Origin of the sequence: Stenotrophomonas sp. SXG-1, from assembly GCF_014083965.1 — a bacterium.
In the GTDB taxonomy this organism is placed as follows: Bacteria; Pseudomonadota; Gammaproteobacteria; order Xanthomonadales; family Xanthomonadaceae; genus Stenotrophomonas; species Stenotrophomonas geniculata.
The window spans coordinates 1,105,629-1,121,137 of the sequence record NZ_CP046588.1 but is presented as its reverse complement, the minus strand read 5'-3'; the positions used below and the strand labels follow the sequence as shown (position 1 = coordinate 1,121,137).

Genomic DNA, 15,509 nt, shown 5'->3' with positions numbered 1-15,509 from the left:
ACCGGCTTGCGCCCGTCGGCCTCCCTCCCTCTCTGCACGCGTTGTAGGTCCGCACCGTCGTTGCCGGCGGGCGGGCGCGGCCCCTCCCTCAAGGTGCCTTGGCCCCATGGTAGACGCGGGGCTGTCGGCTGCGTCCAGCTGCATACGTATTCATGGCGCCACGCGGTAGCGCGCCTGCTGCGCTGGCTTATGGTCCGGGTCTGCCAACGGCGCCTTGGGAGGGGAAATGCCGATGCCACACACGGTTGTACGCGCGCTGTTCGCGCACCTGTTCGGCCTGGCCCTGTTGGGAGTGGCCACGCTGGCACAGGCCGCGCCACAGGTCGCCAGCGTCGAATCACCCGGCAAGGTGCTGAAGGTCAGCCTGGTGCTGGACGGCGGGACCGCCCGCTACCGCGTCGAGCGTTTCGGCGAGCCCGTGGTGGAGGATTCGAAGCTCGGCTTCGCCCTGCGCGATGGCCGCCTGGACCGCGATTTCGCCCTGCTCGGCCAGCAGCGGCGCAGCGTCGACGACAGTTGGGAGCAGCCGTGGGGCGAGCGCCGGCTCACCCGCAACCACTTCAACGAGCTGACCGTGCAGCTGGCCGAAACCACCGGCAGCAAGCGACGGCTGGATGTGGTGTTCCGCGTCTACGACGACGGCCTCGGCTTCCGCTATGTGTTCCCTGAGCAACCGAACCTGCGCGAGGCGATCATCGATGACGAGCTGACCGAGTTCGCCATCGCGCCCGAATCGACCGCCTGGTGGATTCCCGCCGGCGAACCGATCCATTACGAGTACCTGTACCAGCGTACCCCGCTGCGCGAAGTGCCGCAGGTGCATACGCCGATGACCCTGCGCAGCCGCGATGGCCTGCACGTGGCGATCCACGAGGCTGCGCTGGTGGACTACGCCGGCATGTGGCTGCGCCGCACCGAGGGCCAGCGCCTGCGCGCGCAGCTCTCGCCCTCGGCCGAAGGCTGGAAGGTGCGCCGTGCCCTCCCCTTCGCCACACCCTGGCGCACGCTGCAGGTTGCTGACCGCGCGGGTGGCCTGATCGAATCGGACCTGATCCTCAACCTCAACGAACCCAATGCGCTGGGCGACGTGAGCTGGGTGAAGCCCGCCAAGTACCTCGGGGTGTGGTGGTCGATGCACCTGGACAACGAGAGCTGGGCGACCGGGCCGAAGCATGCGGCCACCACCGCCAAGACGAAGAAGGTGATCGACTTCGCTGCTGCGCACGGCTTCCGCGGCGTGCTGGTGGAAGGCTGGAATCCGGGCTGGGACGGCATGTGGGTGGGTAATGGCTACAACTTTGATTTCACCCGCGCCACGCCCGATTTCGATATCGAAGCGCTGTCGGCGTATGGCCTGAAAAAGGGCGTGCACCTGATCGGCCACCACGAAACCGGCTGTGCCATCGAGCACTACCAGGATCAGTTGGGCGCCGCGCTGGACCTGTACGCACGGCTGGGGGTGGACCAGTTCAAGACCGGCTACGTCTGCGACGATGGCCAGGTCGACCGGCGAAATCCGGCTGGCGGCTCGCTCTGGCGCGAGTGGCACGACGGGCAGTTCATGGCCCGCCATCACCTGAAGGTGGTGCAGGAGGCCGCGCGCCGGCACCTGTCGGTGAACCCGCATGAGCCGATCAAGGACACCGGCCTGCGCCGCACCTACCCCAATTGGATCTCGCGCGAAGGCGCACGCGGCATGGAGTACAACGCCTGGGGCCAGCCGCCGAACCCGCCGGAGCACGAGGTCAACCTGGTGTTCACCCGGATGCTGGCCGGGCCGATGGATTACACCCCCGGCATCCTCAGCCTGAAGGGCCGCCACGGCCAGGCCATTCCCAGCACGCTGGCGCGCCAGCTGGCCCTGTACGTGGTGCTGTACAGCCCGATCCAGATGGCCGCCGACCTGCCCGAGCACTACCTGCAGCATCGCGAGGCGTTCCGCTTCATCGAAGACGTGGCGGTGGACTGGGAGCAGAGCCGCGTGCTCGATGGCGAGGTGGGCGACTACGTGACGATCGTGCGCCGCGACCGCAACAGCCGCGACTGGTTCCTCGGCAGCATCACCGATGAACACGGCCGCGTGCTGCCGGTGTCGCTGGGCTTCCTGGAACCCGGCGTGCGCTATCGCGCCGAGATCTACCGCGATGGCGAGGGCGCTGATTTCCGCAGCAACCCGTTCGCGTTCGCACGCGAAACCCGCGAGGTGACCAGTGCCGATGCAGTGACGCTGGTACTGGCACCGGGCGGTGGGCAGGCCATTCGCTTCACGCCTATCCGTTGAACGTCTTCCTGCCTGCGCGCCGCTGTAGCGCCCGAGACCACGCTCGGGCGGCGGTGCGCAGCACCGGAACGCAGCCGAGCATGGGCTCGGCTCTACAGAACGATGCACCTGAAAGCGATTACACCCCTGCAAACGGCATTGAATACGTATGCAGGGTGATTCCCGCGAAGAACGCGCTGCCTACCATAGCGGCGACGACAGCGGCCACCGCGTCGCACGTCCACGGTCACTCCGGGACGTTCACGAATCGATCTGCAACATTGCCTGGGAGGGGAAAATGTTGAACCACAAGCGCAGCGCGCTGAGCATCGCGCTGGCCGTTGTCCTGGCGCCGACGCTGGCGTCGGCACAGTCCACGCAGAGCACCACCACGCCGGCCGCCACCGCCGCCACCAACCTGGATACGGTGCAGGTCACCGGCATCCGCCGCGGCATCGAAAACGCGATCGCAATCAAGCAGGACGCCACCTCGGTGGTCGAGGCGATTTCCGCCGAAGACATCGGCAAGCTGCCCGACGTCAGCATCGCCGAGTCCATTTCGCGCCTGCCCGGCCTGGCCGCCCAGCGCGTTGCCGGCCGTGCGCAGGTGATCAGCGTGCGCGGCCTGTCACCCGACTTCGCCACCACCCTGCTCAATGGCCGTGAAGTGGTCAGCACCGGCGACAACCGCGGTGTCGAGTTCGACCAGTACCCGTCCGAGTTGGTCAACGGCGTGACCGTCTACAAGACCCCGGACGCGGCCCTGGTCGGCCAGGGCCTGTCGGGCACCATCGACATGCAGACCGCACGCCCGCTCAGCTTCGGCGAGCGCGTGATCGCGGTCAGCGGCCGCTACCAGAAGAGCTCCCTGGGCCGCGCCGCCAACATCGATCCGTACGGCAATCGTTTCAGTGCCAGCTACATCGACCAGTTCTTCGACAACACCCTGGGCATCGCCATCGGTTACGCGCACAGCGACATGCCGATCCAGGAGAACCAGGTCGGCCTCTACGAGCCCTGGACCACCGAGCACACCGACAAGGGCGAGCGTCGCGGAATCGCGCCAGGCACCTACTTCACCGATGGCATCAAGGCACTGCGCCGTACCGGCAACAACAAGCGCGACGGCGTGATGGCGACGATCCAGTTCCGCCCGAGCAACAGCTGGACCAGCACCTTCGACGCATTCCACACCGAAGCCGAGCAGATCGACACCGCCAACCAGTTCGAGCTGAGCCTCAGTGGCAATGGCGAGGACAGCAACAATCCCAACGCGATCCTGCCGGTGTTCAGCAATGTCGGCCGCAATGCCGATGGCAGCTTCACCGGTGGCACGATCAGCAATGCGTACCCGCTGGTCCGCGGCATGTACAACAAGCGCAAGGACAAGATCGACGCGTTCGGCTGGAACAACGAGTTCAACGTCGGCGGCGTGAAGCTGGTCGCCGACCTGAACTACTCGAAGGCGACCCGCCGCGAGATCAACCTGGAAAACAACCTGCAGCTGGTGCCGCGCCCGCAGTTCGACACGATCGGCCTGGTGGTGAACAACAACAGCTTCTCGCAGATCACGCCGGGGCGTGACTATTCCAATCCGGACAGCCTGTTCCTGACCAATACGATCTATGGTTCCGGCTACGGCAAGGTGCCGGAGGTCGAAGACCGTTTGAAGGGCGCAAAGCTGGCGGCGACGCTGCCGGTTCCCGAAGCCATGTCCAGCTGGTTCTCGGATGTGGACGTGGGCGTGAACTATGCCGACCGTCGCAAGCAGAAGGCCCAGGCCGAAGGCAACATCCTGCTCGGCGCCCAAGGCGAATCCACCATCGCCCCGGACCTGCAGTACCGCCCGGTCAACCTCGGCTTCGCCGGCATCGGCTACATCCCGTCGTGGAACGTGCCGGCAGCAGTGGGCCGCTACATGACCTTCAACCCGGTCGACAACCTGGACTACCTGATTCCCAAGTCGTGGACGGTCGAGGAGAAGATCACCACCGCGTGGGCACGCCTGAACATCAACACCGACATCGGCGTGGTCGGCGTGCGCGGCAATATCGGCGTGCAGATGCAGCACACCGACCAGAGCTCGGATTCGCGCTACTGGGACAGCTCGCAGCCGGTGGGCAGCAACATCCAGCCCTTCTCTGCCGGCAAGACCTACAAGGATTGGCTGCCGAGCTTGAACCTGGTGTTCATGTTCCCGCACCAGCAGACGCTGCGCTTCGCCGCCGCCAAGCAGGTCGCGCGCCCGCGCGTGGACCAGATGCGTGCCGGCCTGGAATTCGGTGTGGATACCAACAACGGTCGCCCCGGTGGCAGCGGCGGCAATCCGCTGCTGGATCCGTGGCGCGCGACCGCGCTGGATCTGTCCTATGAGAAGTACTTCGGCGAGAAGGCCTACGTCGCAGCGGCGATCTTCTACAAGGACCTGAAAAGCTACGTCTACACGCAGTCGGTGGACAACTACGACTTCAGCGGCCTGCTGGGCAACTACGTGCCGCCACCGGGCATGACCGCACCGGTGCTGACCACCGGCACCTTCTCCACGCCGCAGAACGGCAAGGGCGGCACGTTGAAGGGGCTGGAACTGACCGGGTCGTTCCCGCTGGAGATGCTGACCGACAGCCTGCGTGGCTTCGGCGTGCAGGCCAGCGCGACCTTCAACAAGAGCGACATCACCATCCTGGATCCGGAAAGCGCCTCCAGCGTGGGCAGTGACCCGATCAGCCTTCCCGGCTTGTCCAAGCGTGTCTACAACTTCACCGCCTACTACGAGCGCAGTGGCTTTGAAGCACGCGTGAGCCAGCGCCGCCGCTCGGACTTCATTGGTGAGATCGGCAACTTCAACGGCAACCGCACGCTGCGTTACGTGGTAGGCGAGAACGTGACCGATGCACAGGTCAGCTACACCTTCAGCGACAGCAGCAGCCTGCGCGGGCTGACCCTGCTGCTGCAGGGCAGCAACCTGACCAACGAACCGTACCGCACCTATGCCGGCAGCAAGGACCGCCCGCTGGAGTACATCGAGTGGGGCCGCACCTACATGCTGGGCGTGAACTACAAGTTCTGATCACGACCGGGTAGTGCCGGCCGCTGGCCGGCAACACATGGGGAGCAGGACCGGAAACCCGCTGCGCAGGCAGCGGGTTTTCTTCTGCGCGGATGCCGGCCGTTGGTCGGCCAGGCCCACCCACAAAAAAGGGACGGGGCGCTTCGGCCCCGTCCCCGCAAGTACCGCCACCGGAGAAAACGGTCAGCTGCGTCGGGCGCAATACACCGCGCGCGGCGGCAGCTGGAGTTCATTGCCCTGCACCGTGCCCGCATCCGGGCCCGGTACCGTCACCTGCTGCCAGTTGCCCGGCGGCAGCGGATGGCTCACCGCCTCGGCCGACAGGTTGAAGGCCAGCAGGAGGGTTTCATCTGCAAGCATACGCTCGAACAGCAGCACTGGCTCGGCGCTTTCGATGAACCGGATGCTGCCATGCAGGAGCGCCGGCTGGCTATGCCGCCAGGCCAGGAACCCCCGGAACGCGGCCAGGACCGAGTCCGGGTCGCGCTCCTGCACCGCCACGGCCGCGGCGCGGTGCTCGGCCGGGATCGGCAGCCACGGCTGGCCGGAAGTGAAACCGGCCAGCGGCGCATCGGTCCACGGCATCGGCGTGCGGCAGCCATCACGGCCCTTGAAGTTCGGCCAGAAGGTGATGCCGTAGGGGTCCTGCAGGGCCTCGAACGGCACCTCGGCCTCGGCCAGGCCCAGCTCCTCGCCCTGGTACAGGCACACCGAGCCGCGCAGCGAGCACAGCAGCGCCACCAGCATCCGCGCCAGCCGCGGGTCGGCCGGGTGCCCGCCCCAACGGCTGACCGCCCGCTCCACGTCGTGATTCGAAACCGCCCAGCATGGCCAGCCTTCGGTCATCGCTGCTTCCAGGCGGGAGACCGTGTCGCGGATGTAGGCCGCGCTGTAGTCGTCCACCAGCAGCTCGAAGCTGTAGCCCATGTGCAGGCGGCCGTCCCGGGTGTACTCGGCGGTGGTGGCCAGCGAGTCCTCCGAGGAGATCTCGCCCAGGCTCACCGCGCCCGGGTACTCGTCCAGCAGCGCGCGCAGGCGCTCCAGGAAGGGCAGGTTCTCCGGCTGGGTGTTGTTGTAGTAGTGGTACTGGTACGCGTACGGGTTGTCCGGGCTGAAGCCGCGGCCCACGCGCTTGTCGGCGGGCTTTGGCGGGTTGTCGCGCAGCTGCGCGTCGTGGAAGCAGAAATTGATGGCGTCCAGGCGGAAGCCGTCCACGCCGCGGTCCAGCCAGAAGCGCACGTTGTCCAGGGTGGCCTGCTGCACGTCCGGGTGGTGGAAGTTCAGGTCCGGCTGGTCGACCAGGAAGTTGTGCAGGTAGTACTGCTCACGGCGCGGCTCCCACTGCCAGGCGCCGCCGCCGAACAGCGACAGCCAGTTGTTGGGCGGGGTGCCGTCCTCGCGCGGGTCGGCCCACACGTACCAGTCCGCCTTCGGATTGCTGCGGTCCTGGCGGCTCTCGCGGAACCAGGCGTGCTCGATCGAGGTATGGCTCAGCACCTGGTCGATCATCACCTTCAGGCCCAGGCCGTGGGCCTTGGCCAGCAGCCGGTCGAAGTCGTCCAGGCTGCCGAACAGCGGGTCGACGTCGCGGTAGTCGGCGATGTCGTAGCCGAAGTCGGCCATGGGGGACTTGAAGAACGGCGAAATCCAGATCGCGTCCACGCCCAGCGCGGCGATGTGGTCCAGCCGCTCGATGATGCCCGGCAGGTCACCCACCCCGTCGCCGTTGGCATCGAGGTAGCTGCGCGGGTAGATCTGGTAGATGACGGCTCCGCGCCACCATGGATAGTGCGACATCGACAGCCCCCCTCCGGGCATGCAGGGCCCACCGGAAGCGGGCCGAAATCCTGTTCCGGCAAGCTTAGCGGTGGCCTCCGGGGCATGGCGCAGCCTGCATACGTATTCACGCTGGCCGCTGGCGTGACCGCGCCGCAGCGGCGTGCCAGTCCGGTTTGCGCCCGGAGTTCACGGGCAACGCCTATAATCAACGGCGAGCCTGAAAGCCTGATCGCATGACCATCACCGAAGACACCCGTCCCGCCCTGGGCCTGCCCCAGATCCAGTCGCTTGCTGCGGCCGACATGGCCGCCGTCGACGCCCTGATCCGGCGCCGGCTGTCCTCGGACGTCGTGCTGATCAACCAGATCGCCGATCACATCATTTCCGCCGGCGGCAAGCGCCTGCGCCCGATGCTGGTCATGCTGGCCGGCCATGCGGTCGGCCAGGCCGGCCCGGATCACCACCAGCTGGCGGCAATCATCGAGTTCATCCACACCTCCACCCTGCTGCACGACGACGTGGTGGACGAATCCAGCCTGCGCCGTGGCCGCAGCACCGCCAACGCGCTCTGGGGCAATGCACCGAGCGTGCTGGTCGGCGACTTCCTGTACTCGCGCAGCTTCCAGCTGATGGTCGAACTGGAGCGCATGTCGGTGATGCAGATCCTGGCCGATGCCACCAACCGCATCGCTGAGGGTGAGGTGTTGCAGCTGCTGCACGTGCACAACCCCGATACCGACGAAGCCGCGTACCTCCGCGTGATCGAGCGCAAGACCGCGGTGCTGTTCGCCGCCGGCACCCGCCTGGGCGCGCTGGCCAGTGGCGTGGACGAAGCCAAGCAACAGGCCCTGTTCGACTACGGCATGCACCTGGGCTACGCGTTCCAGATCGCCGACGACGTGCTGGACTACTCGGCCAACGCCGACGAGCTGGGCAAGAACCTGGGCGATGATCTGGCCGAAGGCAAGGCGACGCTGCCGCTGATCCACGCGATGGCCCATTCCGACGACGCCACCCGTGAGCGCCTGCGCACCATCGTGCAGGACGGCGATGCCTCGGCGATGCCGGAAGTGCTGGCCGCGATCCGCGCCACCGGCGGCCTGGAGTACAGCCGCGCGCGTGCGGAGGAATACGCCGAAGCCGCCGAGCGCGCGCTCGATGGCCTGGGCGACAACGACGCGGTCGCCGCCCTGCGCGGCCTGGCCCGCTACGCGGTGCAGCGCTCGCATTGATCGGTTGAGGTGTGCCGACCAACGGTCGGCACCTACCGTGGCTGTGGGTGGATGCCGACCATTGGTCGGCACTGGAACATCGGTGGGTGCCAACCTTGGTCGGCACTGGAACATCGGTGGGTGCCAACCTTGGTCGGCACGCCTTTGTTTACCGGAACCGCTCCTCGAAGAACTCATCCAGCGCCTTCCATGCGCGTTTGGCCGCCCGTTCGTTGTACTGGCAGCCCGGCGGACTGTTGGCATCGCGCTCGGCAAAGCAGTGCACCGCACCACTGTAGTTGGTGAACTCCCAATCGACCTTGGCCGCGTTCATTTCCTTCTGGAAACCGGCGATGTCCTCGGCGGTCACGCTCTTGTCGTCGGCGCCATTGAGCACCAGCACCGACGGATGGCTGCCACCGGCCTGCGCCGGCAACGGCGAGCCCAATCCACCGTGGAGGCTCACCACACCGGCCAGCGGCGCACCGGCCCGGGCCAGCTCCAGCACCGTGGTGCCGCCAAAACAGAAGCCCACCGCGCCGATCCGGCTGGCATCCAGCGGCACGTTGCCGGCCTGCGCCTTGAGCACGTTCACCGCCTCCAGCGCGCGGGCACGCAGCAACGGCCGGTCGTTGCGCAGCTTGGTCGCCACCGGCCCGGCCTCGGCATCGGTCTTCGGCCGCACACCCTTGCCGTAGACATCGGCCACCAGCACCACGTAGTCGTCACCGGCCAGCTGCTTGGCCTTCTCGATGGCCGATTCGTTCACGCCCTTCCAGTTCGGCACCATCACCAGGCCAGGGCGCTTGTCATGCTCGCCGTCGTCATAGACCAGCACGCCACTGAAGGTCGTGCCCTGGTGTTTCCATTCCACCGGCTGCGTCTTCATCGCCGCCCACGCCGGCATCGCCGCCAGCCCCAGGATCATCGCCACACCGCATCGCCAACGATTCATGCGCCTGCTCCGCAAGAAAAAGGGGACGGAGGGGATTAAGCCGTAATCGCCCCTCCCGCGTCGCATTCTGCATTGGCGGCGTGACGCAGGTGTGGTTGGATACGACTTAATCCCCTCCGTCGCCTTTTTTCGCATGAATCTTGTTGATCGCTTTCTGTCTGGCCTGATCCCGCGTTTGCCTGCCGAGGATGCCCCGCAGTGGGCACATGTCCAGGGCGCCAGCGCCGAAGACCTGCAGCGCCTGCGTGTGCAGTGGCCGCAGGTGCCGGGCAGCCTGGTGGAGCTGCTGTCGCGCGTGGATGGCACCCACTACCGGGAGTACCCCGCGGGCAAGGTCTGCGTGCTGATGCTCGGCTCGGATGTCGAGGACGGCGGCTATCCGTACTACCTGCGATCGGTCGCGCAGATCTTCGAGGACCAGCAGCGGTGGGACGACAGCATCCGTTCCATCTACGAAGAGTGGCTGGATGACGAACCGGAGATTCTCGGCGAGGGCATCGATGCGGATCTGCCGATGAGCCGCCGGCTGTGTTTCTCGCACTGCATGAACAACGGTGGCACCTCGATGCTGTATCTGGATTTCGATCCGGCACCGGGCGGCACCGTCGGCCAGGTGGTGCGCTACCTGCACGATCCGGACAGCTACGCGGTGATCGCACCGAGCTTCGATGCGTACCTGCAGCAGCTGATCGATGGCGATTACGCGTTCATCGACGAAGACCAGTAGATCCACGCCATGGGTGGATGAATTCCCCGCTGGGTTGCCGGCCAGCGGCCGGAACTACCCTCAGGCGATGCCCAACCCCGGAATCGCGCTGATGCTGTCCGGGTCGAATCCGGCCAGTTCGGCGAAATGGCGACCACGCGCCACGTAATCGCGGTAGGCACCAAAACTGGGCGCGCCCGGCGACAGCAGCACCACCCCGCCCTGCGCACCCAGCGCCGCGCGTGCAAGCGCCATCGCCTCGGGCAGGTCGCCGGCGGCGTGCAGGCCGAAGCGACCGGCATCGGCCAGCGGCTGCAGCATCGCGTGGATGCGCGGGCCGTTGCTGCCCATGGTCACAATCTCCACCGGCGGCACGTCGTGCGCCATGTGCTGCATGAAATCGGTCCAGTCCAGGCCGCGGTCATGCCCGCCCACCAGCAGCGCGATGCGCTGCCCGGCGAAGCATTCCAGCGCGGCCAGGCTGGCATGCGGCGTGGTGCTGATCGAATCGTTGACGTAGGTCAGGCCATCGGCCACGCCAATCCGCTGCAGGCGGTTCGGCAGCGGGCGGAAATCCTGCACCGCCGGTGCCAGCGCCACCGCGTCCAGGCCCAGCGCTTCCAGTGCAGCCAGCACCGCGCACAGGTTGCCGCGGTTGTGGCGGCCCGGCAGCGGCGTGTTGCGGGTATCGAACACCGCCTGTTCGCCGCGATGCACGATGTCAGCGCGCATGTGCCACCCCTGCGGCTGGTTGAACCAGACCACCTCACTGTCGGGCAACGACAGCGCGGCCAGATGCGGATCGGCGGCATTGAGCACGGCGATGCGCGGCGCAGCTTCAGTCACCAGCCGCAGCTTGTCTTCGATGTAACGTTGTTCGCTGCCGTGCCAGTCCAGGTGTTCGGGGAACAGGTTCAGTACCACCGCCACCTGCGGATGAGCGCCACTGCGCGCCACTTCACCGGTCTGGTAACTGGACAGTTCCACCGCCCAATACTCGGGTGCCGGCTGCGGATCCAGCACTTCCAGCAGCGGCAGGCCGATGTTGCCGACCAGGCCGGTGCGATGGCCGGCGGCACGCAGCAGGTGCGCGACCAAGGCGGTGGTGGTGCTCTTGCCCTTGGTACCGGTCACGCACACGGTGTCGTGCACGATGCCGTCGTCGGCCGCGTGTTCGGCAAACCACAGCGCGGTGCCGCCGATGAAGGTGGTGCCCTGCGCTGCCGCCGCCAGCGCGATCGGCTGATAGGGACTGATGCCGGGCGATTTGATCACCACGTCGAACGCCGCCAGCGCTTCAACGGAAGGCTCGCCACGCACGTCCAGGGCGCCCTGCGTTTCCGCACGCGCGGTCTCGACTTCGGCCGCCGGGCAGAACAGGCTCAGCGGCAGCGTGGGCAGGCGCTCACGCAGCACCGCAAACGCGGCGCGGCCCTCACGGCCCCAGCCCCACAGCGCAACGTGCTTTCCCTCAAGCTTCGAAATCTTCACGGACCCGTTCCCACAGCGCAGCCGGAACGCGGTGCTCGCCCTGCAGCTGCAGCAGCGGCGTCAGTTCCAGTTCGGCGGCATCCAGCTGCGGCTGGATCTCGTTGCAGAAGCGCTTCACCAGCACGTCTTCCTTCCACTCCGGGCGCTGCGCCAGCGTCGCCATCGCCGCACGCGATTCGCGGCCTTCACCCACGCACTCGAACGGCTTGTGGTCCTGGAATTCCAGCAGCGCATCGAAGCCACCGGCCTGCTCGGCATCGTCCAGCAGGTTGCGGCCGAAGATGCGCACCAGGCGCGTCTTGGGCATGAACGGGGCCAGCGCCAGGAACACGAAATGGCACTTCGGGCAGACGCCACACCAGCGGTTCACCGGGCGCTCGCCGAGGATGTGGAAATTGCGGTTGCAGCTGGAGAAGTGCGCGTCGTAGAAATCAGTCTTGGCGAACTGGCGGGCCACCGCCAGCTCGGACATCGGTCGCAGCAGCGAGTAGTACTGCAGATCCGCCGCCACGTACTTCCGCACATGGCTGCCGAACGCCTGCTCGCAGGCCCAGCCCTTGGACCACTGGTGGTTCACTTCGCCGGTGCCCGGAATCTGGCTGCCGTAGCTGGCCGAACGCTCGTTGGAGAACACGACCTGGTCCACGCCGTGCAGCAGGGCGGCCAGCACCATGATTGCCGAGTTCACCACCGTCACCGGGATATGGCCGTTCCAGGCGCCCTGGCGGTTGAGCTCGAACAGTTCCGGTGCCAGCGTGCGGCCCAGGTTCAATGTCGGCAGGCCGGTGCGCTCGGCGCACGCACGGATCAGCTGCGAGCCACCGATCCAGGTCACCGTCTCGTCCACGCCGGCACGGCGCAGCGCTTCGATGCTGACCAGCGAATCCTTGCCGCCGCCGATGGCCACCAGCGCGTGCGGCCGCAGGCCCAGCGCCGGCGCCTGCACGGCCTCGCCCTGCACCGGCAACCGGAAGCGGCCGCGCAGGTTCAGGCCGTTGCGGTAGGCGAATTCGCCCAGGCCATTGAGGTAAATGGTCTCCACCAGTGCGGCGGTATCGGCATCGATGCTGTAACTGTCGATGCTGACCGTATCCGGTACGCCGGCCTTGTAGTAGCTGACGCCGGCGATCAGGTGCAGCAGCTGCAGCGCACGCTGCACGGCGGCGGTGCGCGCCTCGTCCAGCACGAACGGGGCGCCGGGCACGGTGATGGTTTCCACCATCTCCGGGCCGTCGTCGAAGGCGTAGACCAGCCGGGCCACGCCGGTATCCGCTGCGAAGTCGCAGCGGACGAAGCGGAAGCGGGAAACCTGGTGTTTGTCGAAAGCAGTCATGGTGTATCCGGTCAGGCACGGGCCCGCGCGAAGGCGCGGGGCGTGTCGGTGGGCGGGTGCAGGGCGCGCGCGGTGGTCATTCGATCACGTCTTCGCGCGGCAGCATCCGCTGGTTGTAGGTGTTGGCCATCACATAGCCGTAGGCACCGGCATCGGCGATCAGCATCACGTCGTCCGGCGCAGTGGACACCGGCAGCTTGCGGCGCTTGCCGAACACATCGCTGGATTCACAGATCGGCCCGACCACATCGAACGCCGCTTCGGCATACCCCCCCTGCCGGCTGAGGTTCTCGATGTCGTGCCAGGCGTCGTACAGCGCCGGGCGCATCAGCGCGTTCATGCCGGCATCCAGGCCGACACGGCGCACGCCGTCCTTCTCCACCACCTGGGTGGCGTGGGTCAGCAGCACGCCCGATTCGGCCACCAGGTAGCGGCCCGGCTCGATCGCCAGGCGGAATGCCGGATGCAGCGCCTTGACCTCGGCCAGGCCCTCGGCCCACGCATCCAGGTCGAATGGCTCGTCCTCGGCGGAATACGGAATCGGCAGGCCGCCGCCGATGTCGATGGTCTGCACGCTGCCGATGCGACGGGCAAAACCGGCCAGCTCATCGCACATCAGGCGCCAGTGCTGGGCAGTCTCCACGCCGCTGCCAAGGTGCGCGTGCAGGCCGACCACGCGGCTGCCCAGGTCGGTGGCCGCGCGCACGAATTCGTCGACGCGGGCGATCGGCAAGCCGAACTTGGAATCCTTGCCGCCGGTACGCACCTTGGCATGGTGGCCTTCGCCACGGCCCAGGTCGACGCGCAGCCACAGCTCGCGGTTACGGAACAGGTCCGGCCAGCGCTGCAGCGCTTCCACGTTGTCCACGGTGACGGTCACGCCGAGCGCGAATGCGGCTTCATACTCGCTGCGCGGGCAGAAGCTGGGAGTGAACAACACGCGCTTGGGCGACAGTTCCGGCAGGTGCTGGAACACGTGCTTCAGCTCGCCGTGCGACACGCACTCCAGGCCAAAGCCCTCGGCTTCCAGCAGCTGCAGGATGGCCGGGTGGCTGTTGGCCTTGATCGCGTAGTAGCGCTGGTCGATCGGCTTGATCGCGGCCAGCGCGCGGGCACGGGCGCGCACCGTTGGCAGGTGGTAGACGTAGCGCGGCGTACCGGCGTCGGCCAGCTGCAGCAGGTGCGCGCGCTGGCCACGCCACCACGGCGTACCCCGCGGGCGCACCGTGCCGGCGATCTCGCGCCAGCGGGGGCCGAACACCTCGGTCTCTTCCACCGGCATCGCACCACTGTCGATCAGCTCGGCGTGCAGGATCGGCAGCAGGCCATCGGCATCGGCCTCGTCGATGACGAAGGTCAGGTTCAGGTCGTTGGACGACTGCGAGATCATGTGCACGCGCTCGCGGCCGAAGGTGGCCCACACGTCCGACAGCTTGTGCAGCAGCGAGCGCATGCCACGGCCGACCAGGGTGATGGCGGCGCACGGCACGATCACCTTCACCTTGCAGATCTGCGAAAGGTCGGCCGACAGCGCGGCCAGCACATCGGTGTTGACCAGGTTCTCGGACGGGTCCAGCGACACGGTGACGTTGGTTTCGGCCGAACCGATCAGGTCCACCGACAGCCCGTGCTTCTTGAACAGGTTGAACACATCGGCCAGGAAGCCGACCTGCTGCCACATGCCGATGCCTTCCATCGACACCAGCACGATGCCGTTGCGGCGGCTGATCGCCTTTACCCCCGGCACCGGCGCGGCGCTGCCGTCGATGCTGGTGCCCGGCAGTTCCGGGCGCTCGGTGTCGAGGATGGCCATCGGCACGCCGGCATCGCGGCACGGCTTGATCGAGCGCGGGTGCAGCACCTTGGCGCCAGTGGTGGCGATTTCCTGTGCTTCGTAATAGTCCAGGCGGGTCAGCAGGCGCGCGTCCGGCACGTCCTTCGGATTGGCGCTGAACATGCCCGGCACGTCGGTCCAGATCTCCACGCGGCTGGCGCCGAGCAGCGCACCGAAGTACGCCGCCGAGGTATCCGAGCCACCACGGCCGAGGATGGCGGTGCCGCCATCGGCATGCCGCGAGATGAAGCCCTGGGTGATCAGCAGGCGGGTCGGCTGCGCGCGGAAGCGCTGCATCCAGTCCGCATCGGCACGCCATTGGCAGTTCACCGACAGGCGCTGCGACCAGTCGCTCTGGTTCGGCTGCGGCGGCATCGCATCCAGCCACTGGCGGGCATCCATCCAGCCCATGTCCAGGCCCGAGGCGTGCAGGTAGGCCGCGCCCAAGGTGGAGGACAACAGCTCGCCCTGGCCCAGCACGTCGGCCTGCCAGTCCAGTGGACGGGTGGCCGCACGCGCGTCGTCGAGCAGGCCCTGCAGCGCCGCCAGGCGCTCGGCCAGTACTTCGCGGCCCAGGCCCAGTTCAACCAGGAAGCCCTCGTGGCGCTCGACCAGCGCGGCCACGCGATCACGGCTGTCCGGCGCGCCATCGGCGATCGCGGTCAGTTCGTTGGTGACCCCGGACAGCGCCGACACCACGACCAGCACGCGCGAGCCGGTCTCTTCCGCACGTTTTTTCGCCAGCTTCCCGATCGTGTCCCAGCGATGACGACGCGACACCGAGGTGCCGCCGAACTTCAGTACGATCCAACGATCGACAAGGGGGGAAGCTGACATGGATTGGCTATGTAGAATGTGGGGAAGCCGCCCTCG

9 protein-coding genes are annotated in these 15,509 nt (G+C 67.1%); 4 read left to right on the top strand and 5 right to left on the bottom strand.

What is annotated here, in order from left to right; genetic code table 11:
* The first annotated feature begins 226 nt into the window (after positions 1-226).
* Both GOC52_RS05140 and GOC52_RS05135 read left to right on the top strand, forming a co-directional pair.
* Entirely contained in the window at positions 227-2,281 is a 2,055-nt protein-coding gene (locus tag GOC52_RS05140; protein WP_191850801.1) for a glycoside hydrolase family 97 protein, read from the top strand.
* A 277-nt stretch (positions 2,282-2,558) separates the two neighbouring features.
* Positions 2,559-5,327 carry a TonB-dependent receptor gene (locus GOC52_RS05135; protein ID WP_185744931.1) on the top strand — a complete coding sequence of 923 codons (2,769 nt, stop codon included), beginning with the start codon at positions 2,559-2,561 and terminating at the stop codon, positions 5,325-5,327.
* A gap of 183 nt (positions 5,328-5,510) precedes the next feature.
* Here the strand turns inward: GOC52_RS05135 and GOC52_RS05130 are convergent, their stop codons facing one another.
* Entirely contained in the window at positions 5,511-7,124 is a 1,614-nt protein-coding gene (locus GOC52_RS05130; RefSeq protein ID WP_010483519.1) for an alpha-glucosidase family protein, read from the bottom strand.
* Between the two features lie 215 nt (positions 7,125-7,339).
* Between GOC52_RS05130 and GOC52_RS05125 the strand changes: the two genes are divergently transcribed.
* Positions 7,340-8,338 carry a polyprenyl synthetase family protein gene (locus GOC52_RS05125; protein WP_010483521.1) on the top strand — a complete coding sequence of 333 codons (999 nt, stop codon included), beginning with the start codon at positions 7,340-7,342 and terminating at the stop codon, positions 8,336-8,338.
* Positions 8,339-8,486: 148 nt separating this feature from the next.
* Here the strand turns inward: GOC52_RS05125 and GOC52_RS05120 are convergent, their stop codons facing one another.
* Positions 8,487-9,272 (bottom strand): dienelactone hydrolase family protein, encoded by a 786-nt coding sequence (locus GOC52_RS05120; protein WP_191850799.1) that lies wholly within the window; start codon positions 9,270-9,272, stop codon positions 8,487-8,489.
* A gap of 133 nt (positions 9,273-9,405) precedes the next feature.
* On the opposite strand from GOC52_RS05120, the gene GOC52_RS05115 reads away from it, so the two are divergent.
* Positions 9,406-9,999, top strand: a complete 594-nt coding sequence (locus GOC52_RS05115) for an SMI1/KNR4 family protein (protein ID WP_019337089.1) — start codon at positions 9,406-9,408, stop codon at positions 9,997-9,999.
* Between the two features lie 60 nt (positions 10,000-10,059).
* On the opposite strand, the gene murD is transcribed toward GOC52_RS05115, so the two are convergent.
* The 3 genes from murD to GOC52_RS05100 all read right to left on the bottom strand — a co-directional run bounded on the left by murD (position 10,060) and on the right by GOC52_RS05100 (position 15,473).
* Positions 10,060-11,469: a UDP-N-acetylmuramoyl-L-alanine--D-glutamate ligase gene (gene murD / locus GOC52_RS05110; protein WP_191850797.1), complete on the bottom strand. Its 1,410-nt coding sequence runs from the start codon at positions 11,467-11,469 to the stop codon at positions 10,060-10,062.
* Complete coding sequence (murL, locus tag GOC52_RS05105; RefSeq protein WP_191850795.1) at positions 11,450-12,802, bottom strand: UDP-N-acetyl-alpha-D-muramoyl-L-alanyl-L-glutamate epimerase; 1,353 nt, start codon at positions 12,800-12,802, stop codon at positions 11,450-11,452. The genes murD and murL overlap by 20 nt, the downstream gene beginning before the upstream one ends.
* Positions 12,803-12,878: 76 nt before the next feature.
* Entirely contained in the window at positions 12,879-15,473 is a 2,595-nt protein-coding gene (locus tag GOC52_RS05100; RefSeq protein WP_191850792.1) for a bifunctional aspartate kinase/diaminopimelate decarboxylase, read from the bottom strand.
* Between the last annotated feature and the right edge of the window lie 36 nt (positions 15,474-15,509).